Source organism: Paenibacillus sp. HGH0039 (assembly GCF_000411255.1).
Taxonomy (GTDB): Bacteria; Bacillota; Bacilli; order Paenibacillales; family NBRC-103111; genus Paenibacillus_F.
This window is the reverse complement of sequence record NZ_KE150412.1, coordinates 751,671-776,519: the sequence shown is the minus strand read 5'-3', so window position 1 is coordinate 776,519 and position 24,849 is coordinate 751,671. Positions and strand designations below refer to the sequence as shown.

Sequence of the window (24,849 nt, the reverse complement as noted above, 5' to 3'; positions counted from 1 at the left end):
GCCGCTTAACGCAGCCGCTTAACGCAGCCGCTTAACGCAGCCGCTTAACGCAGCCGCTTAACGCAGCCGCTTAACGCAGCCGCTTATGTACTGCCGGCAGCCAGCGACTACTTGATCACGAGCACCGGAATTTGCGCATGCTGGACGACATAGTGGCTGACGCTTCCGAGCACCCACTCGCGCACTCCGCTCAGGCCGCGGCTGCCGATTACGATCAGATCCCGCCCGGTACGCTCGGCGTGTTCGAGAATGGCCCGGCCCGGGTTGCCGTTCAGCAGATAAACCTCGGCCGGCTGGGAAAGTGAAACCAAACGCTGCTTGGCATCGTCTTTAATTTGTTCGGCCAATTCGTAATATTCTCCGGACATGCCGGCAGGGGTGGAAATGAGGGCTTCGCCAACGACAAGGTTAGGCATGTTCGCCACATGAACGACTTCCAGTTTGGCGGACGGATTGCTTTTTGCAAGTCCGACGGCTTTTTCCAACGCTTTTTTCGATACTTCAGAACCATCATACGCGACTAAAATATTCAAGAATTGCATGATCGTCACCTCTTTGGCATAATGAATTAGGGAAGCTGTCGAATTTTTAACTTATTTGTAACTCTTTACTTCGTATTTCTCACTATAATTATACCGTCTACCGAACTATAATGAAATCGTCCGCATCATACTCCTGTCTATACAATTCCATGGAACTGTATACCATACTCAAGAATTGAGGTTTTTAATTATGTCCGACCCTATTAATCCGAATTCAACCCCCGTTTCCGGTACTGATTCTCGTAAATCCAAACTTAAAAAGAAAGCCAAATGGCCCTTATGGAAAAAAATAGCCGTAACCGGCGGCATTATCGTTCTGCTTCTTGTCATCGGCATCGGCACGTATGCCAGCTTTCTCATCAGTAAAGCCAATAACATCATCGACACGGTAGGAACGAAGGAAGTCGTCGCTCCGAAGGATTCCGCCAAAGTCAAACCGATCAGCATCTTGCTGATGGGCGTGGATTCGCGGAAAGAAACCGGCTCGCTGAACAGCGATGTGATGATGGCCATTTCGATGAATCCCGAGACGAAGTCCGCAACGATCGTCTCCCTGCCGCGCGACCTTGAAATGAAGCTTAAGAAGAACGGCGATTCTCATAAGGCTAACTATTTTTACCCGCATTTCACGTTAACTGAACCGGAAACCGCCATGAAAAAGACGAAGGAGTTTTTCGGCAACTTTTTTGAGATTCCTTTCGACTACATGGTGACCATCGATTTCGAAGGATTTAAGCAGGTTGTCGACCAGCTCGGCGGCGTGACGGTCGATGTGGACCAGGATATGTACTATGTCGACAACTGGGACGGCACCAGAATCGATCTCAAGAAAGGCGTTCAGAAGTTGGACGGTAAAAAAACGCTCGACTTCGTGCGTTACCGGAAATCGAACCCGGGTTCGAAATTCGAAACCCAGGAATCCAGCGATCCCGCGCGTAACGCGAGACAGCAGCAGGTTTTGAATGAAATTCTTAAAAACCTGAAAAGTCTGGGCGGCGTCACGAAAGCTTCCGGTATTCTGGAGGCCGTCGGGAACAACTTGAAAACGGATATCCCTTCCAGCCAGATTCATGATATGATTTCCCAATATATCACAATCGATACGCAAAATATTGAACTCATCCATATGGACGGAGACTGGATCAGCCCTTATATCGTCGTGAAGGACGAAGAACTCGCACAAGCCAAAAACGCCTTAAAGCTCCGTCTGGATCCGAATTGGGTGCCGAGCAGCAGCCCGAATTCCACAAATTCGTCCAAAGGCACGGATAATAGAGGAAACAATACCGATTCGGACGGGAAAATAACTCCGACGCGCACGCCGAAGCCGACGGGCGTCCCGACTCATACGCCGAAGGCGACGATCAAACCGACACCGACATCGACGCCGAAATCGTCCGTAAGACCGAGCCCGACTCCGGAAGACGATGACGTTGTACCGGGCTTGACACCGGAACCGACCCGCAAACCGGGCGGCAGCGTCACTCCGGTTCCGACAGGTAAGCCGACGACCACACCGAAAAATTCGGAGGCCCCTAAACCGACGACGACTCCGCAAAACCAGGAAACGACGCAAAAAGCAGGATGACATCTTAAATCCCCGCACTTCTCGTTACGAGAGCTGCGGGGATTTCTATTTCCGGCGCAGAAGATTGTGAACTTTTTCCCCTGAGCTTGTGTAGGAAAAGAAAGTTGCGGGTAATATCAACAGGAGAGAAACTAAAAAGGATGAGGTGTTCGTGATGAGCAAACATATTCAAGCCTATTTCCGCACGGAAAACGATGCGGAGGATGTTCGTATCCGGCTTCAAACCTATTCCGTCGAGCAGCTTGAAGTCGGGGAGACTCAGGGACGCGTCTCACGGACCGGTCTGATTGCGCCTCCGGCCTTTGCAGGCGGGACGTCCGGAGCCGTCGGCGTGCCGGGTGCTACGATCGGCACCTCTCCGAGTCCGGGCGGCTTCATACCGGTCCGGGCGGCGGAGGATCGTCACGATCCCGACCGAACCATCCGTGGCGAAGACGATGGGCCGCTGGGGGATCTTATCTTTGGAGAAGGCGACGATGACGCCGAAAATCTGCGTTATGTGCTGACGGCCAAGGTGCCCGATTCCGACTATACGGAAATCGTGGAAATCATCCGCAGCAACAAGGGATACGTTGAATCGATAGATTAAAACCAGATAAACGAAAAGGAGTGGAACAACCATGAGTAAAATCGCATTTTTGCTGGCACCCCAATTCGAGGATTCTGAAATGCAGGAACCCTATGAAGCCTTAAAGGCCGACGGACACGAAGTCGTCATTATCGGATTGAAGCAGGGAGAACTGCTTGCCGGTAAAAACAAGAAAGCCGAATATACGGCCGATCAGGGCATCAAAGAAGCCAAACCGGACGAGTATGATGCCGTCGTTATTCCGGGCGGATCTTCGCCGGAAGGACTGCGTCTGGATGTGGACATTCAAACGTTCGTGAAAAAGATCGACGAGGCCGGGAAGCCCGTGGCCGCTATCTGCCACGGACCGCAGATTCTGATCAGCGCCGGTCTGATCAAAGGCCGGAAGCTTACGTCCTATCCGCCGCTTCAGGACGATGTGCGCAACGCCGGAGGGGAATTCGCCGATCAGGAAGTCGTGATCGACGGCAACCTGATTACGTCGCGGACTCCGAAGGACGAGCCAGCGTTTATCGCCGCCATCAAAAAGGCGCTTTAAGGGTGTTTCTTTCATAGAACAAGAACGTCTGCGGCGCAAGCTTGCAGGCGTTCTTGTTTTTCCTATATGATGGGGGTATCTCATCCGAAGGAGAAGGTATCTTTATGTTGTTCGTCCGTCAAGAAAGCTTCAAAGAGTACATACGCCGGTACCCGGTGACGAGTCTTCTGGTCCTTATCCATGTGGTGCTGTTTGTGCTGATGGAGGTAAGCGGCTCGTCGACAAGCACGAGAACGCTTATCGAGTACGGAGCCTTATTTTCCGCTCCGGGTTTTGTCCCCGAGTGGTGGCGCTTTTTCACCGCCATGTTCTTACATATCGGCTTGTCCCATCTGCTGTTTAACAGCTTCGCCTTGGTTATTTTCGCGCCGCCGCTGGAACGGCTGCTGGGCAGTGTCCGGTACGCGGTCTTTTACTTAGCCAGCGGGGCGCTGGGCAGCGCGTTTTCTTATTGGCTGCACACGGACGCTTATGTCGCGGCGGGGGCTTCCGGCGCCATTTACGGAATTTATGCGGCCTATCTTTATCTGGCCTTATTCCGCAGGCAGCTTCTGGACCAGCAATCGAGACAGACGGTCATCATCATTCTGGTGAGCGGTCTGCTGTTTTCCGTGATCGTGCCGAATGTGGATCTATACACGCATCTGGGCGGTTTTCTGGCCGGTTTTATCCTGTTTGCCTTGTTCGTGGAATTTATCAAACGCAGCGGCAGAAGATAGAACGGGCTTGATTCGAAGGCAGTGCCGGATAACCGAAAAAAGAAGCGGGACTTCTGACGCCCCGCATCGGCTGCAACCGAAAGAAGACTCCTGCCAGGTTCCATAGAACCGGACAGGAGTCTTTTTTATTTGCTTTTAAAGGATAAAAATTAAGATTTCAGCACATCGTGGTCCACATAACGTTCGCCGTTCAGCTCGCTGACGATATTAATGGCCGCCTTGGCGCCGTCGCCCGCCGTTACAATCGTATGTACGCTCATGCCGGCAATCGTGCCCGCCGCCCAGATGCCTTCCACGCTCGTTTTGTTGTTCGCATCCGTCTGAACGATCGTTTTGATCCGAGGCTCTGTGCCTGGAATCGTCGTGACTCCGATTTTATCGGCAAGATCGGCCAGGACTCCGGTCGCGAGCAGGACGTGTCTGGCTTCGTAGCTGCCCTGATCCGAAGTGACGAGAAAGCCGTCGTCCTGCTTGTCGACAGATTCCACTTTGCCTTCGGCAATTTCCGCGCCGAACTTGGCCGCTTGTTTCTTGCCCAGCTCCACCATGTCGGGACCGCTGATTTCGGCGACTCCGTAATGGTTCTCGATCCAGGCGCGTTTCGTCATGCTCTGCCCGCTGTCGATAAGGAGCGTCTTTTTACCCGCTCTGGCGGTAATCAGTCCGGCACTTGCACCCGCAGGGCCCGCTCCGATAATAACAAGATCGTACATGCTCTTCTCTCCTTCGTATGGCAAAATAAAGACTCTAATCCAGTATAGCGGATCGGCAGAAGGAAGAAAAGCAGGCGCTTACATCGTAGATCGGGCCTTGTTTCCCAGACGCACGCCAACCTAACGAGGAATTATACAGCCCTAGGGCAGAAGCCGAGGCAGACCCGAAATGTGGGTTTTTGTCTCCCTGCATGTTATGATAGGAAGAGGATTCATCCACAGCAAACAGCGAAAAACCTTGAAAAGAAAAGGTGATTAAATGAACAACCGGCTCAAACAAATCAGCGATCATATGGAACAAAACAATCTCGATGCCGTTATCATTACGGTTCCACGGCACTTGTATTATTTGACGGGATTCGCCTCCGACCCGCACGAGCGCTTCTTGGGGCTCATCCTTCCGAGAGGAGAAGAGCCGTTTCTGCTCGTACCGGCTCTGGATGCGGAAGCGGCCGCGCAGGCGTCCTCGGTACAGCGGATTCATACGCACAGCGACACGGACTCGGCTTATGAAGTGCTTCGCGGACTGCTGCCGGCTTCCCTTGTCAGCATCGGCATCGAAACCGAGCACTGGACCGTCAGTCGCTTTGAAGAACTGAAGAGCTGCATTGGCGTCAGCCGGTTTTCTTCGGTAGACGAGCTGCTGCGGGATATGCGGGTCATCAAATCCGAAGGCGAAATCGGCCTGATGAAAGAGGCCGTGACGCTTGTGGAGGAAGTGCTGAGGCGCGGCCTGCAGAAGGTGGCTGTCGGCGTGACGGAAATCGAGCTGGTCGCGGAACTGGAGTTCCAGATGAAAAAACTCGGGGCCCAGTCTCCCTCTTTTTCAACGATGGTCCTGACCGGTCCGGCTTCAGCGCTGCCGCACGGCGTTCCCGGAACACGTAAAATCAGCCGCGGGGATCTGCTTTTATTCGATCTCGGCGTTTATTTGAACGGCTATGCGTCCGATATTACGCGCACCTTCGCGGTGGGAGAAGTGTCGGAGGAACAGCGCCGCATTTACGATGCGGTCCTGGCCGGCAACGAAGCGGCCATTCAAGCCGTCCGGCCGGATGTTACCTGCGCGTCCGTAGACGCAGCCGCAAGAAACCGGATCGAAGCGGGCGGCTACGGCACTTATTTTAACCACCGGCTCGGCCACGGACTCGGACTCGACGTTCACGAGTATCCGTCTGTCCACGGAAGAAACGAGGCGATTCTGAAAGCCGGCATGACGTTCACCATCGAGCCCGGTGTTTATGTGCCGGGCGTGGGCGGAGTCCGTATCGAAGACGACGTTCTGGTTACAGCCGGAGGAGTCGAGGTGCTGACTTCCTTCCCTAAACAGTTGACGGTTCTCGAAGGCTGATCTGCTTCGGCGTAAGCTTGCCCCAGGTATTCGTGACGGAATAACGGGGCAGGCTTTTTTTTGCATTCGATTAATTCTAGGCCCATAAGGTTAAACATACATAATGAACAAAAGGAGAGGATGTGACAGCCATGCATGGATGGCGTAAAACCATGAATATTGCCGGCCTCCTCTTGGTTCTGATCGTGAATACGCTGGCTCAAGTGCTGCCTATTAACGGAGTGACCACCGGGGAAATATCGGACCGGCATCATACATATGTTACTCCGGCCGGGTATGTTTTCACGATATGGAGCGTCATTTATTTGGGGCTGATCGGGTTCGTCATTTACCAGGCCCGCAAGGATACGGGTAACCGCCCGGCGGTGGAACGGATCAGCTACTGGTTCGTCGTCAGTTGTCTGCTGAATTCGGCCTGGATCTTTCTGTGGCATTATGAAAAAATCGGCTGGAGCACGCTGGTCATGGCCGCCCTTCTGCTGACACTTATCGCCATCTACCAGAGAATCCGCTATGGCCGGGAATCGCGGGCGATCGGGGAGTACAGCTTCGTGCAAGTTCCCTTCAGCCTGTATCTGGGCTGGATCTGCGTGGCTTCCATCGTAAACGTCACGGTATGGCTGCAGGACTTGGGCTGGAACGGATGGGGGATCGATTCCCGGATGTGGGCCGTCATTCTGCTGACGGCGGCAGGCGTGCTGGCTGTCGCTTTCAGCTACGGGAAGAAAGACGTGCCTTTCGCGCTGGTTTTTGTCTGGGCCTTCATCGGCATTGGCGTCGAACAGCAGGCGGACACATGGGTACGCAATGCGGCTTGGTCACTGGCCGCCATCGTCGGAGCGGCAACCTTATGGCTCCTGGCCAAAGTGATCCGGGACCGCAAAAGATGGGATCAGTCCTATATCAGCCGGTAATGAAAATCTATTCGGGAAGCTTCTCTTGAAAAAGAGAGCTTCTTTTTTTGCACCCTGTCGAAATAAGATGAAAAAGGAGGCAATATCCAAAATAATGTAACATATAAGAATAATATTCCAAAATGTCCAAAATGGTGCTACAATACGTGTAATCGGATTGGCAAACAGGGGAGAAAATAACAGGAGGTGATTAGCGGCTCAGCTTAACCTGCTCGGATGTTCTCCGTTTTTGTATGTCTGGAGCTAGTTTACACCTGAAGGAGGAAGATGACGGTGAAAAGATCTCTTCGCTCAAGCGGCCTGCTCCGCAGAACGCTGTTTGCTGTCCTGCTTTTGTCCGTTGCGGCTGCGGGCTGCCTTCCGCTGTACGGGACTGCCGGCGCCGCATCCGGCCGGGCTGCGGCCGAGGCCTATTCGCAGCATTCCGGACCTTACGGAGGGATCGCGGTTCCGCCCGACGACCCGAAATCCGGGCCTGCCGATCAGGACCCTTTTCGTTCGGCGAACGGGCTCGGGACCCCTCTGCTTCCGCAGACGTCCCTTGACGTGACGGTAAATGAATCCGTTTACGGTCCTCATATCAAGCTTCCCGACGGAACTCTGCACCCGGTAGCCGGAATGGATCAGGAGCGCAAAGAAGACGCTCTGACCGTGTATACAAGCACGTACGGAACGTATACATCTCCTTTCGATGACCGGACGATCGAGCTTATTGTGACGGAAGGCATTATCGTTGACAAAATCTCAGACGGCAAAAAAGGAACCTATCTGCCCCCAAACGGATACGTTCTTTCGGGCACCGCAAGTACAAAGGCGCTTCTGCAGCAGCTGAACGTGGGAGACAGCCTTACCGCCGTGAACATAAAAATTCCCGTTTTGCCGACGAAGTATGTGAAGGTCGGCGATTTAATTATCCCCGTGGACCGGGTTAACGGGCCGCGGAATCAGGGCGAAGCGGTGCTTTTCGACCCGGGGTACGGAGCCTCTACCCGCACGAATCCTTGGGGAATCGAAGTGACTTTCCAGAACGGCCGGGTCACGGGAGTTAAAGGAATTCTTATGGATTCCGGCGGGAAATTTATCGACAACGACTCGCCGATCCCCAAGGGAGGTTACGTCCTTTCCGTGCAGGCGGCAAGTCCTTATTACGCCGATCTGTTGGCTCTGGCGGCTCCGGGACTGGCCGTATCGATGGAGCTGAATGCCTATCCCATGTATTTTGCGTCCAAAATGGCCTATGACGCGTTTAATCCCCGGACGAGGGAAGACAATCCGGCTGGCTGGGACGATACGAACAATAAGCCGTATCCCGGGCATCGCGGAGCGGAGCAGCTGATCGTGTACGACAGCAGCTATGGCGCCTCCACCGGTACGAATCCGTGGGGAGGGGAGGCTGCCGTGAACGCGGACGGCAAAATCATAAGCAGCGGAGGCAACAACCGGCCGATTCCTGCAGGGGGATACGTTCTTTCCGGACACGGCTCCAAAATGGCTTGGCTTTCGCGCTATGCGGCCATTGGGGCGACCGTGAAGATCAACCGGACGGAAAAGCAGGTGCTGCTTATTTTTGCCCCGCAGTCTTATCTGGATAAGGCGCGGTTAACCGCCGGCACTGCGGAGCAGGCACTGGAAGAATCCAAACGCCGGTTTATGGATGTTCCTTATGAGGAAATCTCCAAAGAAATTCAGCAGGTGAAGCAGTTGGAGATACAGGCGGGCAAGCATCTGGAGGAAAAAGGCGTTGAAGGGCTGACGGAAGTGCTGGCGGAGCTGGATGGAAAAGCCACGCGCGTTCACTACATGAATGTGGAGTCTAGAACCGTTGAAAACCGGGGAATCTGGATTCGGCCCAAAGAGAAGTCTCTAGAGGAAGTTAAACGGGCGCTGGATAAGATAAAGGCGGCTCACCTTAACTCCGTTTATTTGGAAACGTTCTGGAACGGGTACACCATCTACCCGACCAAAAACAACATAACGGCTCATAATCCCATGTACGGCGGTTTTGATGTGCTTCAAGCTTATTTGGAAGAAGGGAAAAAACGGGGCATCGAAATCCATGCCTGGGTCGAAAATTTCTTCGTGGGAGGGCCGGAACCCGGGCCGATCGTGGAACGCAAGCCCGAATGGTCGCTGCTCAGCCGGAAAGGCCAAAATTATCAGGAAGATGCGTCCAGCGGATTCCGTTATTATTTTATCAACCCCGCTTTGGATGAAACGCACGACTTCCTGATCGACGTCTATAAGGAGCTGCTCTCCAAATATGACGTAGCCGGTCTGCACCTTGATTATGCGCGCTATCCCGGTTCGGGAGATTTTACGAACGATTTCGGATATGACGGCTACACCCGGAGCTTGTTTCAAAAGAAATACGGAACGGACCCGCTCCTTCTGCACCCGGGAGATGCGCTGTGGGCGCAGTGGGTGGATATGCGAGTCGGGTTCGTCGACAAATTTGTGTTCCGCCTGGCCAAGGAAGTGAAGAAGTGGAAACCCCAAGTAAAGTTAACCGCCGCGGTATGGCCCGAATATGAAATTGCACGCGGAGACGTGCTGCAGGATTCGATGAACTGGGTGAAGCATAACCTGATCGACAACGTGTTCCCGATGTCCTATAAACTGGACACATCGCTCGTTGTGGCGGATGCGCGCAAAACGTTCGAGATCGCAAAGGATAAATCGTATGTAACGATCGGCGTCGGTTCTTTTATCGATCTGACCAAGGACGCGTTCATCGATCAGATCGCTTCGAGCCATGGGCTCGGAATCAGCGGCAGCGCCGTGTTCGAGTATGAATCGTTTTTCGATCAGGGCTATGACAAAAATACCGTCCTGGGCGTTTACCGGAATGAAGCGATCGTTCCCGACAGCGATCCTGCCCGGTCGATTGCGGCTGTACTTGCAGGACAGAAACGGAAAGTAAAGGAGCTGTATGTCCCTTTTAAAGGGATGGATGCCCGCAAAGCCGGCCGGTATACCGATGAGATCGAAGAAATCGTTAAAAAACTGGGCGGCGAGAAAAATCCCCGGCTGAATCCCGGCCGTCTGAAGCAGGTAAGGAAATCGCTGGCATCCCTGGTTAAGGATATTTTGTCCGATAGCCGTTTGAATGCCGAAGTTAAAGAACGGATGCTGTACGATTTGAAGGGAGCCCTGCGGATTGCCGAAATTACGGCGGCCAAATCGGGGAAGGGCGGGAAAGATGCCGATGAAGCGGATGAATTCAATGAAACCGGGGTGACCCATGCGGAAGATGAGGCCGGTGAGGCACATGAGTAGGCAAGGGCAGCAAGGCGGGACATGATCTGATAACAGCACAAACTGCCGGATCGGGTTTAAGCTTTTCAATCCTTTAGAGGAAGAGAAGAGGTGCAGATCCATGAAATTTACGTTTGCGGTATTGTCCGATATTCATGTGGTAGCATGGGACCCCGAGTCCCACCGCCGTTTGGAAGTCTGCTTGAAAGATTACGCATCCATGAAGCATCCGCCCGAGTTTATCGTGATTAACGGGGATTTAACCGAGGGATTCGCCGAGGATTATACGGTATTAAAACGTATTTTGTCCGAACATGTCCGCGTTCCCGTCTATGTGACGAACGGAAACCATGAATATTACCGCATGTGGTATAAGGACGGGAGTTTTAACGTGGATACGTTCCCGAACGGATGGTCGACGGCGGAAGCGATGGCAAGGTTTCTCGGCTTTCTGGGAAAGCCCCTGCCCTATTACGACCTGTGCCTCAGGGGGCTGCGCTTCGTCTTTATGAGCGCCGAGCGCTACCGCGACACCGATCCGGCTATCCGGGAGGACGCCTGGATCAGCGACGAACAGTTCGCCTGGCTGGAGCGGATTCTGCGGGAGGAATCCCCTCCGCGCCATGCCGAAGCGCAAAGCCGGGCCGAAACGGCCTCTGCGTCCGAGGCGGACCCGGCAGCCCTTGAAGCCGCCGGACGCGCAAGCAGCGAAGCGGAGACTGCGGCTTCCCCGGGAGAGGAAGAGGCCGGGCTGCAGCCGGCGGATTCCACGGGGGAAGAAGCATACCGCCCGCATGGCCGGGAGCGGCCGGTGTTCGTCTTCCTGCATCAGCCACTTCCTCACACGGTGGCGGGAAGCTACGATCCCGGCGAGAAGGGGGTCGTGGAGGATGTGCGGCTTAGAGAGCTGCTGGGCCGGCACCCGAACGTGTGCTTCTTCTCGGGGCACACCCATTACACGCTGGCCAGTCCGGGGATTTATTTCGAGGACGGCTGCTCTCATATGGGGACCTCCTCTGTCCGCAGGCCCATCGGAGACGGCATTGACCCTGCCGCGCCCGTTGAAAGCGAAAGCGTCCTCGTCGAGGTGGCACCTCATTCCGTAACGATCCGCGGACGCCGGCACAATACGGGGGAGTGGCTGTCTTCGGCACGATTTGTTAAGCGATACTGATTAGCCGCGGAGCCGGACCGGAAATTCGGGAAACGAGCTGCCGCCGGGAAAACGGGGAAAGCCGCCTTTAGCAGAGCGTTCTGCATAAAGGCGGCTTTTCGGTTCAAGCCCGGGCTATTTCAATGGGGGGTTACAGCGGAGTGATGGTCGGCCATGCGAGCTCTACGCCGTTCCAGGACAAAATGTTCTGCAAGCCTTCCAGTTTCGTCTTGTCCGCATGCACTTCACGGGGCTGATACCCGTTCTGTACGCAGTAGCCGGCAAGGAAGCCTGCCGCTTCTCCGATATTCCATTCCACCGGATGCAGACGGTAGCAGCCGTTCGTGATATGAGTCGTGCCGAGGTTCTTACACGCCGGCAGGAGATTGTTGACCCGGACGGGAATGAGGCTGCCGAGCGGAATCTGGAACGGAAGGGAGGACACGTCCAGATAGTTCCGTCCCGTCATGCTCGGATGGAGATCGATCCGGTAAGCGCCGATCCCGACCGAATCCGGGAACACTTCCGCACCCTTGTCGCCGCGGATCGCCGTGCTGACGTGCTGTTCCTTGACGGTGAATTCCGCCTTGATCCGGCGGGATTCCCGGATATACGGCGCTTGGGCCATCCCGTCCTCGGTACCGACGACGTCGGGACGCAGACGCAGGCCGGGATAACCGGCTTTACCGTCCGGACGCGGCGCTTCGGTCTGGAGCCAGTAGAGCAGAGAATAGCTGAGCTGCTTGGCCTGCTCGAGATTTTTCTTCGCTTCCGCTTCGGGAACGTCATAAATATTGCCGAGCCAGTAATCGTTCTGCGGCCAGTTCACGAGGGAAATATCGCTCGGGAACGTACCGGGCATAAAATTCGCCTTATCGATTACCCGGCGGTAATTGAACAGCGGATATTTCTCGGTGCCCGGAAACAGGGTATCTTCGGCAGGCTCAAGCGTCACCGGGTTCGGCGAAATCCAGCTGAGCTGCTTGTCCGGCCAGAAGTCCGCCTTATAATTGCGCCAGAACTTGTAATCTTTCGGTTTGTCGATGACATGATTCTCGCCTTCGAAATAATCCATCGCAAAACAGACGGTAAACGCCTGGATATCCTTCGGATCGGCGACTTCCGGCGCGCTCGGCTCCCCCGTATCTTTCCGGGATTCGGCGCCTGTCACATACTCGACCTTGGCGAGAGGAAGAACGTCTCCGCACTCCGTCGCGTCCAGGAAATACGGAGCGGTTAACGTATGTTTATGACCCAGATCCAAGTGCTTTACTTTGACGGCCCTGATTTTATCCCCGTCCGTCTCAGCCGCCGTAATGCGGTGGCGCGTGAGAATAATCAGTTTGCCGCTGTTTACATAAGGAGCAAGCATCTGCTCAAGGACAGCAAGCATGGCTCTCGGTTCCGCGCACAGGCGGCTTACTCCGCCGTTGCCCGGATTCAGATTGACGATGGCGCGCGCCTCCGCCGTTAACGGGAAATAATCGCGGTAGTAAGAACGCACACCGTTGCGGAACTGCCGGAAGCTGCGGGTGCAGCCGAATTGCTCGATCCACTTGTGCTCGTCCGGCGGTACCGCCTGGCTGGTCAATTGCCCGCCGATCCAATCGGTTTCTTCCGTCATAATCACTTTCAATCCCATTTTTGCGGAAGCCAGAGCGGCCGCACAGCCGCCGACACCTCCGCCGATAATGACGACATCTGCTTTCAGTTCACGGTTCATAGTCGAATCCCTCCACAGTCTATATATTTTCCTGATATTGGAATCCTCTTTATTTTAGCAAACATATGTTCTTATTTTAATACGACCAAAGTCTCATTTTGAAGCAGGGCTTATGCGAATAAAAAAGTAGAGACCCCTTTTTCCGGTGCCTGTTTACGTTTTTCCGAGACTTATTTTAAAAAAATTTTACAGCGGTTTAAAAAAAATAAAAGGACCTTCTAGTTTCTATGCGGGGACAAGAACGGCTATGCCTGCATGTCCTTCCGCTTGTTAACCGAAATAAAAATCAAGCAATAAAATAAGAGTTATTTAGGTCTTTATGCCCATATTAATAGTATAATATATTTCTGGAACTGATAAATTATAGTAAATATAAGTTAAAATAAAGTTGTGTTCTCCATCCAAAAATCGACGATTCTCAGCATGAAAAACCCTTTGTATGACAGGAAACTACAGAAATCGACCGTCCGGGCGTACAGGCAAACTTTGAAAAATATGGAGATGCACTAGGCAAATCGCCTAGTTTCAAGTACTATTCATGTAGAGACTAGAAAAGAAAACCGTGAACTGATTGTCTGACCGCGCAGAATGACGAAAAGGAGTCCCATCTATGAGCAAAATCGCCGATTTGAACAATTCGCTGCTGCTCCTCAACAGTATTTATTCCTCACTGACCAAATCCGAGCAGAAAGTGGCCGACACCGTATTAAAGGATCCTGAAGCTACCGTTTTCTATACGATTACGGACTTGGCGGAAAAAGCGGAAGTAGGCGAGACCTCCGTCATCCGTTTGTGCCGCAAGCTCGGCTACAAGGGATATCAGGAATTTAAACTATCGCTCGTCCAGGTGCTGGCTACGCCAAGCGAGCAGGTGCACGGCAAGATTGAGGAAAGCGACGATCTCGACCAGATCATGAAGAAAATGACCTCCCAAAACTCGCAGGCGGTGCAGAACTCGACATCTTTGCTTAACGTTCAGGAGCTGCAGCAAGCGATCGACGCTATTCTGGCGGCACGAAAAATTTTGTTTTTCGGAGTAGGGTCCTCGGGGATTACCGCCCAGGATGCCAAATACCGGTTCATGAGGCTCGGATTTAATGTGGACGCCGGTACCGACGGCCATATTATTGCCATGAACGCGTCTTTGGTGGAGAAAGGCGATGTTGTCGTCGGTATTTCTTCGTCGGGCAGCACCAAAGATCTTGTCGACGCTGTCCGCCTGGCCAAGCAGAAAGGCGCTTACATCATCTGCCTGACCAACCACGCCCGCTCGCCGATTGCGAATCAGAGTGATGTCGTTCTTCTCGCTACGGCGAAAGAAACACCTCTGCAGGGCGGAGCCTTCTCCTCGAAGCTGGCGCAGATCCATCTGCTGGATATTTTATCTACGGCCGTTGCCATGCAAATGAAGGATCAGACGTACCGGGCTTTGGAGCACACGGCGAAATCTGTTCTGGATAAACTGTACTAATCGCTACTCCTGCGCGCAGCCGGGGCCTATGGGTCTCGGCTTTTTGCTGCTCCCGGAAGGGTTGAACCGCCAAGCGCATCCGGCCCGGTATTATTTCCGAGCACGCCTGTCCGTCGGCCGGCTAAGCTCCGGCGGGTAATCCGGAATTTTTAAATCGAATCCATCGGGCGGGCGGAAAAAAATGCGGTAAGCCTTCTTCTACAGTTTATAGCAGGATGGAAGGGGTGGCAAATGTTGTCAGATGAAGATAAGGTAAACCGTCGCTTGTCCTTATCAGACATGTTTCCTGCAAGAAACCCGTATAGTGTTAGCGGAACCCTAATTCTTAGGCGGGGAGGAAACGGTGTTGCCGGCTGAACAGCGAAAAGAGGCAGAGAAAAGGAGAAACCGCATTTTTTCTTCGCCCCGGACAGAGCGGATTGTGAAAAGCAGGGCGTACCGGACGGCGGTCCCGGTCATTCTGCTGATCGGATTGGCCGAACATGCGTATTGGATCTATCATCTGGGCAAAAACGAGCCGGCGGGCTTTGTTTCCAGGCAGGAGTGGGCTTCGGTTCTTCTTCTGACGGTGATCCTTTTTAGCGGCTGTTTACGTTATATGGGCTATAAAAGAGCGGAAGGATTCGCGGCAAGTCTGAAAACGCTCCTGTGCATGCTCTTATTCGTTCTCTACGCTTTTTACTGCGGAGCGGGCTGGTCTTCGGCAGTTGAAGCCGGAGGAGGGCTGGAGACCGGTCAATCGTATTTGCTGGAAGCCCGGACAATGGCATTTGCCGCAGCGTCGGGCACGGCGCTATATGCGATCTGGAAGTGGCTTGGGGCAAAACTTACACGTGAGCGCCATGAATAACGCAAACCCGGTACGCAGGAGCCGGATGAATTTGAGTGTGAGCAGACTTGATTGTAATAAACGGACCCGTGAGGTCCGTTTTGTTTTAGAGTACGATAGGAGAATGGCCGTTTAAAAAACCTCGTATTATGGTTAATTTTGCTGGTGATACAAACAGAGGGGGTCAACGGCATTTTTACAAAAAAATTTATCGGTGCAAAAGGAATCCAACTCCACACTTTTTACGAAATGGAAGATAAGGGCGATCTTTGGTGGAAAGGAGCTCCAACATGAATGAGTGGCCGGAAGATGCGCAGCTGGTGCGCCGTATCGCTCTAAAGCAGCCCCAGGCGCTGGAGCAATTGTACGACCGTTACGAACGTCCGATGTATTCGTTCGCCTATCGCATTGTCAAAGATTCGATGATGGCGGAAGAGGTTGTTCAGGAGCTTTTCCTGCGCATCTGGAATCATGCCGAGCGGTACGAGGACTCCCAGGGCAAGCTGTCAACATGGATGTTCGCGATAGCCCGCAACATTGCCATTGACACGCTTCGCAGGAAACAGACGCGCACGTCCGGGCAGCTTGCCGAGCCGGATAAGCTGCTTCAGGTGGCGGACCGGAGCAGGGGGACTGAAGAGGAAGTGGAACTCCGTTTTATGGGAGAAGAGCTTGCTGTGGCGATGGAGGATCTGAACGAGGATCAGAAGAAAGTGATCGATCTTATTTATTTTAAAGGATATACTCATCAGGAAGTATCCCAGAAACAGGAGATTCCGCTTGGCACGGTAAAAAGCCGGGTAAGGCTGGCCATGAAGCAGCTTAAGGAGAAGCTCGCGGGCCGGGGAAAGGAGGGAGCGCACATATGAGCAGACAAGAATTTCCTAACATGTGCGAATGGCTGGAACTCTATATGCTCGGGGGACTGTCACAGTCCGAAAGAGAACAGATGGAAGAGCATCTGAGTCACTGCGGGGCATGCAAGAAAGAAAGAGAAGAACTGCAGGCTGTAATGGATCTGCTTCCTTATACGGCGAAGCCTGCCCCGGTTCCGGACGGAATGAAACAGCGCGTTCTTGGCCGTATTCTGGAGAGTGAAGCGGATCATTCCGGACAACCGCCTTTCACAGGCGCAAGTGCTCTTCTTCAGGAACAGGCACAGGCGCAAAATCGTGTAACGGACGCGTCCGCAGCAGCCGAATTACAAAAGAATGCCGGAAGGGCGGAACCCGAACCGGTGCCGGCCGGAGAGCATGAACCGGTGTCCGCGAGAAGACCTGCGGGCAAAAGAAGCCGGACCTTTATCAGGTGGGCGGCCGGCACGGGAATCGCCGCCGCTGCGGTGATCCTCGGATGGGTCAACATGCAGCTGAGGGAGGATGTCCGTTCGCTGAAAGGACTTAATGCCTCACTCCAGCAAAGCGTATCTTCGCTTCAGGGACAGCTTACGCTGGCTGGACAGCCTTCACAGGCATCGAAGGCGAACAAAGTGGTGAAGCTGAACCCTGCCGTTGAAGGCATCGTGGCGCAAGGCCTCGCAACAATCGTGATCGACGCCAAGGGCACCCACCTGGTTGTACAGGCCGAGAATCTTCCGGCCCTGCGGGATTCGCAGGCGTTCCAGGTCTGGCTCATCAAAGGCGAGCAGAAGGTAAATGCGGGAACTTTCCTGCCCCAGGGGGGCTCGGGCGCTCTCTATTACACCTTCGAGCCGCAGGAGTACGACACGGTCGCCATTACGCTGGAGCCGGATGCGGGGGGAACACAGCCCCGGGGGTCGCTTGTGCTGGCCGCGAAAATTTGAGGGCGGATGTATGCTTAAGCCGTCCGTGAGACAGGAAGCGGCCAAACTCAAAAGCCTGAAAGCACCAAAAGCTTGAGCATAACGCCGGTATGCCGTTCATCATGCGAAGTGCTTATACCAAAGCGGCGTGAGAGAGAGTTAAACCACGCACGGGGCAAGAAGCGCCCCGAAAGAAGACAGCCTGGATGCGTAAAAACCGCGCAGCCAGGCCGGAACCTCGGCGGCACGCATCCGCCCGTCCAGCGAAAAGCCCCGAGCACAGCCGGTTTACCGGCGTGTTCGGGGCTTTTTTGACGCTGCTAGGAACGGGTGGAGCAACCGCGGGTTACAGCGCTTTGCGGAATTCTTCCGTTAGCAGCGGCACGACATCGAACAGGTCTCCGACGATTCCGTAGTCGGCGACTTTGAAGATCGGCGCCTCCGGGTCCTTGTTGATCGCGATGATGACCCGCGATCCGCTCATCCCGGCCAGATGCTGGATGGCGCCGCTGATGCCGCATGCGATGTAAATCTCGGGCGTGACCACCTTGCCGGTCTGCCCGATCTGCATCGCATAGTCGCAGTACCCGGCGTCGCAGGCTCCGCGCGACGCCCCGACCGCTCCGCCGAGCACGCCGGCCAGCTCCTCGAGCGGCTTGAAGCCGTCGGCGCTCTTGACGCCGCGCCCGCCGGAGATGACGACCTTGGCTTCGGCAAGGTCGATTTTGCCCGAGGTCTTCTGAACGACCTCGCGGATGACCGTACGAAGGGACGGAGCTTCGTACGCCACGTTTTCGACCGCTGCCGAGGCGCCTTCCGCGGCAGCGGGAGCGGCAATGTTGTTGGGCCGGACGGTGACGACCCACGGGAACGAGGTGAACGCTTTCTTTTCAAGCGCTTTACCCGCGTAGATGGGGCGCGTAAACACGGCTTTACCGCCGTCCGATTCAACGGCCGTCACATCGGAAATCTGCCCGGCCCCGAGCAGGGAAGCGATCTGCGGGGCAAGGTCCTTGCCGATGGCGGTGTGGCCGAACAAGACCGCATCGGGCTCCGCTTGCCGGATAATGTCGTGAAGCGCTTTGCCGTAAGCTTCCGGGTTGTAGTCCCTAAGATCGGCATGGTCGGTCACGTAAACTTTCTGGGCGCCGTATGCGGCCAGTTCATCGGCTAGGCCGGATACGCCAGAGCCGATCAGAGCGGCGAGAACGGAATCCCCTTCGGCGGCAGCCGCCTTCGCCGCGCCGATCGTTTCGAAAGAGACCTGGCGAAGAGCGCCGCCTTTAGCTTCAGCTACAATCAGGTATGTGTTGGACATGATTCAGTCGCCTCCTATATGGACTCATAAAGGGAATAAGTGCGCAAAATGACCGCGGAAAAATCAAAGGACCAATCAGATAACCTTCGCTTCCGTACGCAAAAGCCGCACCAGCTCCGCAGCCGTCTGCGCGGGTTCGCCCTTGAGTGTTTTTCCGGCCTTGCGCGGAGGCGGCAGGAACAGATCCACGCGTTCCGTGCGGGATTCCACCGAGCCGAGACCGATATCGTCCAGTGTGATTTCACGGAATGGCTTCTTCTTGGCCTTCATGATTCCCTGCAGGGAAGGATAGCGGGGCTCGTTTAATCCCTGCTGGGCCGTGAAGAGCGCCGGAAGCGTCACTTCCGCCGCTTCCAGGTCCCCTTCGGCGTCGCGATGTACATTCGCCTTCCCGCCGGCGATCTCCAGCTTCGTAATCGAACTGACGTGGGGGATACCGAGCAGGGTCGCGAGACGGACGGCCACCTGGCCGGCGCCGTTGTCGACGGAGAAGTTTCCGCCGAGAACAAGATCGTACGCTTCCCGGGACAGGAAAGCATGAAGCGCCTGGGCCACGGCATGCTCATCGCCGCCTATGCGCTCATCGTTGATCAGGACGGCTTCGTCGGCTCCCATCGCGAGCGCGCTTCGCAGGGCCTCTGCGGAACGCTCCGGGCCGGCGGAAACGACGACGACTTTGCCTCCCTGCTCGTCGCGGAGCTGAATAGCCTGCTCCACTGCATATTCGTCATAGGGATTGATGACAAACTTGACTCCATCCTCTGAAATTTGTCCGTTCTCAAGCACGATTTTTTCCTCGGTATCAAACGTTTGTTTCAGCAGCACGAAAATGTCCATCGCTGGTGTCCCCTTCCTCTTTTGAAATGAGTATCCTCTATGGATAATCGGCTTTTAAGCCTGAATTCCCTGAAGAAAGAACTGTACGGTGCCGTCCACCTGAGCGGACAACGAATATTTGCGTCCGGAAATGAGCCAGGAGGTGACGACTTCGTCCATCGCTCCGAACAGCAGCAGACGGGTCAGCTTCACATCGAGATCGGCCCGGAACAATTTCTCCTCGACGCCCTGCACAAGAAGTTTCTCGATTAATTCAATATACGGCTTAACGGCTTTTCCTATTTCTTTGCGAAGCTCAAGCGAACTTTGCCGAAGCTCGATCTGAGTGACGAAGGCGAGATCGACGTTATTTTCCAGCTCCGTATAATGGATCTCGCAAACTTTGCGAAGCGCTTCCTTAACGCCGGTGGTCTGCTCGATATGCATATGGAACTTGCCTACAAGCTCACCGAGCTTCTCACGGAACAAGGAGATAAGAATATCCTCCTTTCTTTTGAAGTACAAATAAATCGTACCGTCCGCGACGCCGGCCGCTTTGGCAATCTTGGAAACCTGAGAGCGGTGAAACCCGTGTTCGGCGAATACTTTCAACGCAGCTTCGAGAATTAAATCATATTTTTCTTTTTTTTTGCTTGTCATGGAATCACCTCGGTGCTAAAATACGAATTAAATAGTGAATGAATACTCATTCATTTTCTACAGCCATCATAAAATAGATCCAGGGCAATGTCAATGACTGAATGACCCGCTGTCAAGGCGAAGTTCCGAGGTTATGGCACCATGAGAAAAGCATGTTTGATCCGAACGTTAGTCAGGAGAACCATGCTTTTGTTTGCTCGGGTCATGTAAACGCTTTATATGGTGGAAATGAGAGAAAAGTGTATAGCATCCGAGAAAGGGGTTGTTTCCGATGCCGGGAGCGATCGTGCAGTTGATTCTGTTTCTGGGCGTGACGGGATTCGGCATTTACCTGTTCGCCAAGGCGGTGTACCACCGTTACCTATATGTGAAGCTTGGGCAGCCGGTCGATTGGGGAGGACAGATCGGGGAAAGGCTGAAAGATTTCGCCGTTGAAGTGTTCGGCCAGACGAAGCTGCTCAAGGACAAGAAAAGCGGCATCATGCACATCGTTATTTTTTACGGGTTCATTATTCTTCAGTTCGGCGCGCTGGATATTATCGTCAAAGGACTTTCCGGTCACGGGCTGCCGCTTCCAGGCTACGAAGCGTTCGGTCTGATCCAGGAAATCACGGTAGCGGCTATTCTGATCGCCATGGGTTACGCCGCATACCGCCGGTACGGAGAGAAGCTGAAACGGCTGAAGAGAGGATGGAAGCCGAGCCTGGTCGTCTACTTTATTTTCAGTCTGATGGTTTCGGTGCTTCTCACGCTTGCTTTCGACCGGATCCGGGAAGGGCTGGAGTCTTCCGGCATGGCACCGATCTCGTCCGTGCTGGCATCTGCGTTCGGATGGATATCTCTTGGGGCGGCCGCCGTTCTGTATCACGTGTTCTGGTGGGCGCACCTGCTCATTCTGCTGGCGTTCCTGGTCTATGTGCCCCAGTCCAAGCATTTTCATCTCATTACGGCTCCTCTTAATATTTTGCTGAAAAGACGGGAACCTGCCGGACGGCTGCGGAAGCTGGATCTGGAAGACGAGGAAGCGGAATCTTTCGGCCTCAGTAAGATCGAAGACTTGACGCAGAAGCAGATGCTTGACCTGTATGCCTGCGTGGAATGCGGGCGCTGCACCAACGTGTGTCCCGCCTCGGGCACCGGTAAAATGCTCTCGCCGATGCATATGATCGTGAAGCTGCGCGATCACTTGACGGAGAAGGGGGCGGCGGTTACGAGCAAATCCCCTTGGGTGCCCGCATTAGCTTTCTCGGGAAGTTCGGTTCATGAGATGAACGCCGATGGACATGAGCTGGGCGCATGGAACGGCTCGGGCATCACCGATATCGGTCCGACGATGAACGCGCAGAAGCACTCTTGGGTGACGACGGGCAAAAAGCCGCAGGAGATGGAGCTGGTCGGCGATGTCATGACCGAAGAGGAAATCTGGTCCTGCACGACGTGCCGCAACTGCGAAGACCAGTGTCCGGTAGCGAACGAGCATGTGGACAAAATCGTCGATTTGCGCAGGCATCTCGTCCTGATGCAGGGCTCCATGCCGCATGACGGCCAGCGGGCTATGCAGAACATCGAGCGCCAGGGCAACCCGTGGGGAATTTCGCGCAACGACCGGGCCAAATGGGTGCAGGAAATCGATCCCGAAGGCGAACTAAGCGTTCCGACGGTCAAAGAAAACCCGGAATTCGACATCCTGTTTTTCGTCGGTTCGATGGGCTCTTACGACAACCGGAGCCGCAAAATCACGCGTTCGCTCGTCCGACTTATGAACGAAGCGAACGTCAATTTCGCCATTCTCGGCAACGAAGAGAAGAACTCCGGCGATACCCCGAGACGGCTGGGGAACGAGTTTTTATTCCAGCAGCTCTGCGAGGAAAACAGTAAGATTTTCCGGAAATACGGGGTGCGCAAAATCGTGACCGCCTGTCCGCATACGTACAACACCTTGAAGAACGAATATCCCGAATTCGGACTGGAAGCCGAGGTTCTTCACCACACGGAACTTCTGGATGAACTGGTCCGCACCGGAAAGCTGACTCCGCGCCATGAGGTGAACGAACGGATCACGTATCACGATTCGTGTTACCTCGGCCGTTACAATAACGTCTACGATCAGCCCCGCAATGTGCTCAAAGCGATTCCCGGCGTGGAATTGGTTGAAATGACCCGCTCCCGTGAGAATGGGATGTGCTGCGGCGCGGGCGGAGGCATGATGTGGATGGAGGAAACGGCCGGCAAGAGAGTCAACCTGGCCCGGACCGAGCAGGCGCTGGAGGTTAACCCGACGGTGATTTCATCGGCTTGTCCGTACTGCCTGACCATGATGGAAGACGGCACGAAAATGAAAGAAGCCGAAGAAACGGTCAAAACCCGGGATATCGCGGAAATACTCGAAGAATCCGTATTTGGTGCGAAGGCACCGGCGCCGTTCCAGACCGTTTCGTAAGATCAAGCGGCCGGACGGCAGACGAAGATCAGGAGGGAATCCGACATGGTGAATCAGATTCAGAAAGCGGCCGTTATCGGCTCCGGCGTGATGGGAGCGGCCATTGCGGCACACTTGGCGGGTGCGGGTATTTCGTGCCTGCTGCTGGATATTGTTCCGACGGTTTTGACGGACGAGGAGACGAAAGCGGGTCTGACTCTGGAGCAGCCGAAAGTGAGAAACCGCCTGGCGGCGGGAGCGATTGAGAGGCTGAAGAAAACGAATCCGGCACCGCTGTACAGCGAAGCGTTTGCGGCGCGCATCACACCCGGAAACCTGGAAGACGATCTGGCCCGATTATCGGGCGTCGACTGGATTGTCGAAGTGGTCGTGGAACGCCTGGACGCGAAGAAGCAGCTCCTGGCCCGGATCGAGCAGGTCTGGAAGCCGGGAACGATTGTGTCCTCCAATACGTCCGGGATTTCCATTCAAGCGATGGCGGAGGACTGCGGTCCGGAATTCAAGCGGCACTTTTTAGGCACTCATTTCTTTAATCCGCCGAGATATATGAAGCTGCTTGAAATTATTCCGGGAGAATCTACCGATCCCGAAATTCTCCGCTTCATGGCTGATTTTTGCGAGAAGAGGCTCGGAAAAGGCGTCGTAACGGCCAAGGATACGCCGAACTTTATCGCCAACCGGATCGGCACGTACGGGCTGCTCGTCACCCTCCGGGAAATGCTGGAGAAAGGTTATACCGTGGAAGAAGTCGATGCCGTAACGGGCCCCGCGCTTGGACGTCCGAAAAGCGCCACGTTCCGCACGCTGGATCTCGTCGGGCTCGATACGTTCGTTCACGTAGCAAGGAATGTTTACGACCTGGTCGATAACGAAGCGGAGAAAACGATTTTCGACGTTCCTGCGGAGCTGACTGGCATGGTGGAGCGGGGGTGGATCGGCGAGAAGAAGGGGCAGGGTTTTTATAAGAAGATAAAAAATGAAAAAGGAAAAGAAATCCAGGCCCTCCATCTCGGGACCATGGAATATGCGCCGTCGCGGAAAATTTCCTCTGCGTCACTGGAAGCGGCCAAGAACGCCAAAGGCACGGCCGGTAAAATCAAAACGCTGCTTTCTACACCGGATAAATATTCCGAGCTGGCCTGGAATGTAATCAAACCCGTTCTGCTTTATTCGGCCGGCAAACTGGGAGAAATCGCGGATTCCATCGTGGAGATCGACAATGCGATGAAGTGGGGCTTCAACTGGGATCTGGGGCCTTTCGAGCTGTGGGACGTCATCGGTCTGGAGCGCTCGGTCACAAGAATGGAACAAGAAGGCGAAACCGTTCCCGCCTGGGTGAAGGAATGGCTTGCGGCCGGACACACCGCTTTTTACGAAAAGCGTGATGGCATGACGTTTTATTACAACCAGGGCACGTACAAGGAAGTCGACACGCGTCCGGAGCATATCTCGCTAAAAGCGCTCAAGCAGCAGAACAAAGTCATTCTGAGCAATAGCGGCGCGAGTCTGATCGACATCGGCGACGGCGTGGCGTGTCTGGAGTTTCATTCGCCTAACAATGCGATTGGCGCCGATATTTTGACCATGGTGCAGAAAAGCACGGAAGAGGTGAGGCGCAATTACCGCGGGTTGGTCCTCGCCAATGAAGGCCGTCACTTCTGCGTGGGAGCGAACGTGATGATCCTGCTCATGGAAGCGCAGGACGGGGAGTGGGATGAAGTGGACAGCATCATCCGGCTGTTCCAGAACTCCATGATGACGCTGAAAAAGCTGGAGAAGCCGGTCGTCGCCGCGCCTCACAGCATGACGCTCGGAGGCGGTGTCGAAGCGTGTCTGCCGGCCGATCGGATTATTTTCTCGCCGGAAACTTACTTCGGCTTGGTCGAAGTGGGGGTCGGCGTCATTCCGGCCGGAGGCGGCTGCAAGGAAATGGCGCTGCGGAGCAGCCGGCTTGCCGCGGGCGATCCCGAGGTGGATCTTCAGCCGTACATCAACCGTTACTTCGAAACGATCGGGATGGCGAAGGTGTCTGCCAGCGGCTACGATACGAAGCGGCTCGGCTATATGGGCCCTAGAGATTCCGTCGTTCTGAACGGCGATCACCGGATTTATACCGCCAAGCAGGCGGTGCTGGCTATGGACCGCGAAGGCTATGTGCTTCCGCAGGAAGAGAAAATCCGGGTCGTTGGCGACAGTGGCAAAGCGGTGCTGCAAATCGCGTCGTATACGATGAAGCTGGGCGGTTACATCAGCGACCACGATCAGCTTATCGCGAACAAACTGGCGCACGTGCTCGCGGGAGGAGACGTTCCGGCCGGAAGCCTGGTGTCGGAACAGTACATGCTGGATCTGGAGCGCGAGGCGTTCCTGAGCTTGTGCGGCGAACCGAAAACCCAGCAGCGGATGCAGCATATGCTGTCCAAAGGCAAGCCGCTGCGCAACTAATT

Annotated in this window: 20 protein-coding genes; 14 read left to right on the top strand and 6 right to left on the bottom strand. The window is 54.5% G+C overall.

Going from position 1 to position 24,849, the window contains the following annotated elements; genetic code table 11:
• Positions 1 to 107: 107 nt before the first annotated feature.
• The gene (locus HMPREF1207_RS03165; RefSeq protein ID WP_009672820.1) at positions 108 to 542 is read right to left on the bottom strand and encodes a universal stress protein; all 435 of its coding nucleotides are present in this window, start codon (positions 540 to 542) and stop codon (positions 108 to 110) included.
• 190 nt (positions 543 to 732) lie between these two features.
• On the opposite strand from HMPREF1207_RS03165, the gene HMPREF1207_RS03160 reads away from it, so the two are divergent.
• The 4 genes from HMPREF1207_RS03160 (at position 733) to HMPREF1207_RS03145 (ending at position 3,976) form a co-directional block, all read left to right on the top strand.
• Positions 733 to 2,130: an LCP family protein gene (locus tag HMPREF1207_RS03160; protein ID WP_009672798.1), complete on the top strand. Its 1,398-nt coding sequence runs from the start codon at positions 733 to 735 to the stop codon at positions 2,128 to 2,130.
• Positions 2,131 to 2,284: 154 nt separating this feature from the next.
• A complete protein-coding gene (locus HMPREF1207_RS03155; protein ID WP_016423444.1) occupies positions 2,285 to 2,719 on the top strand; it encodes a hypothetical protein in 435 nt (144 codons plus the stop codon).
• A 31-nt stretch (positions 2,720 to 2,750) separates the two neighbouring features.
• Positions 2,751 to 3,257, top strand: a complete 507-nt coding sequence (locus tag HMPREF1207_RS03150; RefSeq protein WP_009672754.1) for a type 1 glutamine amidotransferase domain-containing protein — start codon at positions 2,751 to 2,753, stop codon at positions 3,255 to 3,257.
• Between the two features lie 104 nt (positions 3,258 to 3,361).
• Positions 3,362 to 3,976 carry a rhomboid family intramembrane serine protease gene (locus HMPREF1207_RS03145; protein WP_009672828.1) on the top strand — a complete coding sequence of 205 codons (615 nt, stop codon included), beginning with the start codon at positions 3,362 to 3,364 and terminating at the stop codon, positions 3,974 to 3,976.
• A 149-nt stretch (positions 3,977 to 4,125) separates the two neighbouring features.
• Here HMPREF1207_RS03145 and HMPREF1207_RS03140 read toward each other — a convergent pair whose 3' ends face one another.
• Positions 4,126 to 4,689 carry an NAD(P)/FAD-dependent oxidoreductase gene (locus HMPREF1207_RS03140; RefSeq protein WP_009672712.1) on the bottom strand — a complete coding sequence of 188 codons (564 nt, stop codon included), beginning with the start codon at positions 4,687 to 4,689 and terminating at the stop codon, positions 4,126 to 4,128.
• A gap of 259 nt (positions 4,690 to 4,948) precedes the next feature.
• Between HMPREF1207_RS03140 and HMPREF1207_RS03135 the strand changes: the two genes are divergently transcribed.
• From HMPREF1207_RS03135 to HMPREF1207_RS03120, 4 genes are all read left to right on the top strand, one after another.
• Positions 4,949 to 6,040, top strand: coding sequence for a M24 family metallopeptidase (locus HMPREF1207_RS03135; protein WP_009672670.1), 1,092 nt, complete (start codon positions 4,949 to 4,951; stop codon positions 6,038 to 6,040).
• 131 nt (positions 6,041 to 6,171) lie between these two features.
• On the top strand, positions 6,172 to 6,954 hold the full coding sequence (locus tag HMPREF1207_RS03130) for a TspO/MBR family protein (protein ID WP_231392004.1): 783 nt from the start codon (positions 6,172 to 6,174) through the stop codon (positions 6,952 to 6,954).
• A 267-nt stretch (positions 6,955 to 7,221) separates the two neighbouring features.
• A complete protein-coding gene (locus HMPREF1207_RS03125) occupies positions 7,222 to 10,230 on the top strand; it encodes a glycoside hydrolase family 10 protein (protein WP_009672827.1) in 3,009 nt (1,002 codons plus the stop codon).
• Between the two features lie 100 nt (positions 10,231 to 10,330).
• Positions 10,331 to 11,383, top strand: coding sequence for a metallophosphoesterase family protein (locus tag HMPREF1207_RS03120; RefSeq protein WP_009672729.1), 1,053 nt, complete (start codon positions 10,331 to 10,333; stop codon positions 11,381 to 11,383).
• Between the two features lie 130 nt (positions 11,384 to 11,513).
• Here the strand turns inward: HMPREF1207_RS03120 and HMPREF1207_RS03115 are convergent, their stop codons facing one another.
• A complete protein-coding gene (locus HMPREF1207_RS03115; protein ID WP_009672881.1) occupies positions 11,514 to 13,085 on the bottom strand; it encodes an FAD-dependent oxidoreductase in 1,572 nt (523 codons plus the stop codon).
• Between the two features lie 610 nt (positions 13,086 to 13,695).
• Between HMPREF1207_RS03115 and HMPREF1207_RS03110 the strand changes: the two genes are divergently transcribed.
• The 4 genes from HMPREF1207_RS03110 to HMPREF1207_RS03095 all read left to right on the top strand — a co-directional run bounded on the left by HMPREF1207_RS03110 (position 13,696) and on the right by HMPREF1207_RS03095 (position 17,189).
• Positions 13,696 to 14,556 (top strand): MurR/RpiR family transcriptional regulator, encoded by an 861-nt coding sequence (locus HMPREF1207_RS03110; RefSeq protein ID WP_009672812.1) that lies wholly within the window; start codon positions 13,696 to 13,698, stop codon positions 14,554 to 14,556.
• 343 nt (positions 14,557 to 14,899) lie between these two features.
• The gene (locus tag HMPREF1207_RS03105; protein WP_016423442.1) at positions 14,900 to 15,406 is read left to right on the top strand and encodes a hypothetical protein; all 507 of its coding nucleotides are present in this window, start codon (positions 14,900 to 14,902) and stop codon (positions 15,404 to 15,406) included.
• Between the two features lie 269 nt (positions 15,407 to 15,675).
• Positions 15,676 to 16,254 (top strand): RNA polymerase sigma factor, encoded by a 579-nt coding sequence (locus HMPREF1207_RS03100; protein WP_009672742.1) that lies wholly within the window; start codon positions 15,676 to 15,678, stop codon positions 16,252 to 16,254.
• Entirely contained in the window at positions 16,251 to 17,189 is a 939-nt protein-coding gene (locus HMPREF1207_RS03095; protein WP_009672893.1) for an anti-sigma factor, read from the top strand. Before HMPREF1207_RS03100 ends, HMPREF1207_RS03095 begins: the two co-directional genes overlap by 4 nt.
• Positions 17,190 to 17,514: 325 nt before the next feature.
• Here the strand turns inward: HMPREF1207_RS03095 and HMPREF1207_RS03090 are convergent, their stop codons facing one another.
• The 3 genes from HMPREF1207_RS03090 to HMPREF1207_RS03080 all read right to left on the bottom strand — a co-directional run bounded on the left by HMPREF1207_RS03090 (position 17,515) and on the right by HMPREF1207_RS03080 (position 19,962).
• On the bottom strand, positions 17,515 to 18,486 hold the full coding sequence (locus HMPREF1207_RS03090; protein ID WP_009672747.1) for an electron transfer flavoprotein subunit alpha/FixB family protein: 972 nt from the start codon (positions 18,484 to 18,486) through the stop codon (positions 17,515 to 17,517).
• 75 nt (positions 18,487 to 18,561) lie between these two features.
• On the bottom strand, positions 18,562 to 19,323 hold the full coding sequence (locus tag HMPREF1207_RS03085; RefSeq protein ID WP_009672892.1) for an electron transfer flavoprotein subunit beta/FixA family protein: 762 nt from the start codon (positions 19,321 to 19,323) through the stop codon (positions 18,562 to 18,564).
• 54 nt (positions 19,324 to 19,377) lie between these two features.
• Complete coding sequence (locus tag HMPREF1207_RS03080; RefSeq protein ID WP_016423441.1) at positions 19,378 to 19,962, bottom strand: TetR/AcrR family transcriptional regulator; 585 nt, start codon at positions 19,960 to 19,962, stop codon at positions 19,378 to 19,380.
• Positions 19,963 to 20,233: 271 nt separating this feature from the next.
• On the opposite strand from HMPREF1207_RS03080, the gene HMPREF1207_RS03075 reads away from it, so the two are divergent.
• Both HMPREF1207_RS03075 and HMPREF1207_RS03070 read left to right on the top strand, forming a co-directional pair.
• Positions 20,234 to 22,402 carry a heterodisulfide reductase-related iron-sulfur binding cluster gene (locus HMPREF1207_RS03075; RefSeq protein ID WP_009672685.1) on the top strand — a complete coding sequence of 723 codons (2,169 nt, stop codon included), beginning with the start codon at positions 20,234 to 20,236 and terminating at the stop codon, positions 22,400 to 22,402.
• A gap of 45 nt (positions 22,403 to 22,447) precedes the next feature.
• A complete protein-coding gene (locus HMPREF1207_RS03070; protein ID WP_009672817.1) occupies positions 22,448 to 24,847 on the top strand; it encodes a 3-hydroxyacyl-CoA dehydrogenase/enoyl-CoA hydratase family protein in 2,400 nt (799 codons plus the stop codon).
• The last annotated feature ends 2 nt before the right edge of the window (positions 24,848 to 24,849 follow it).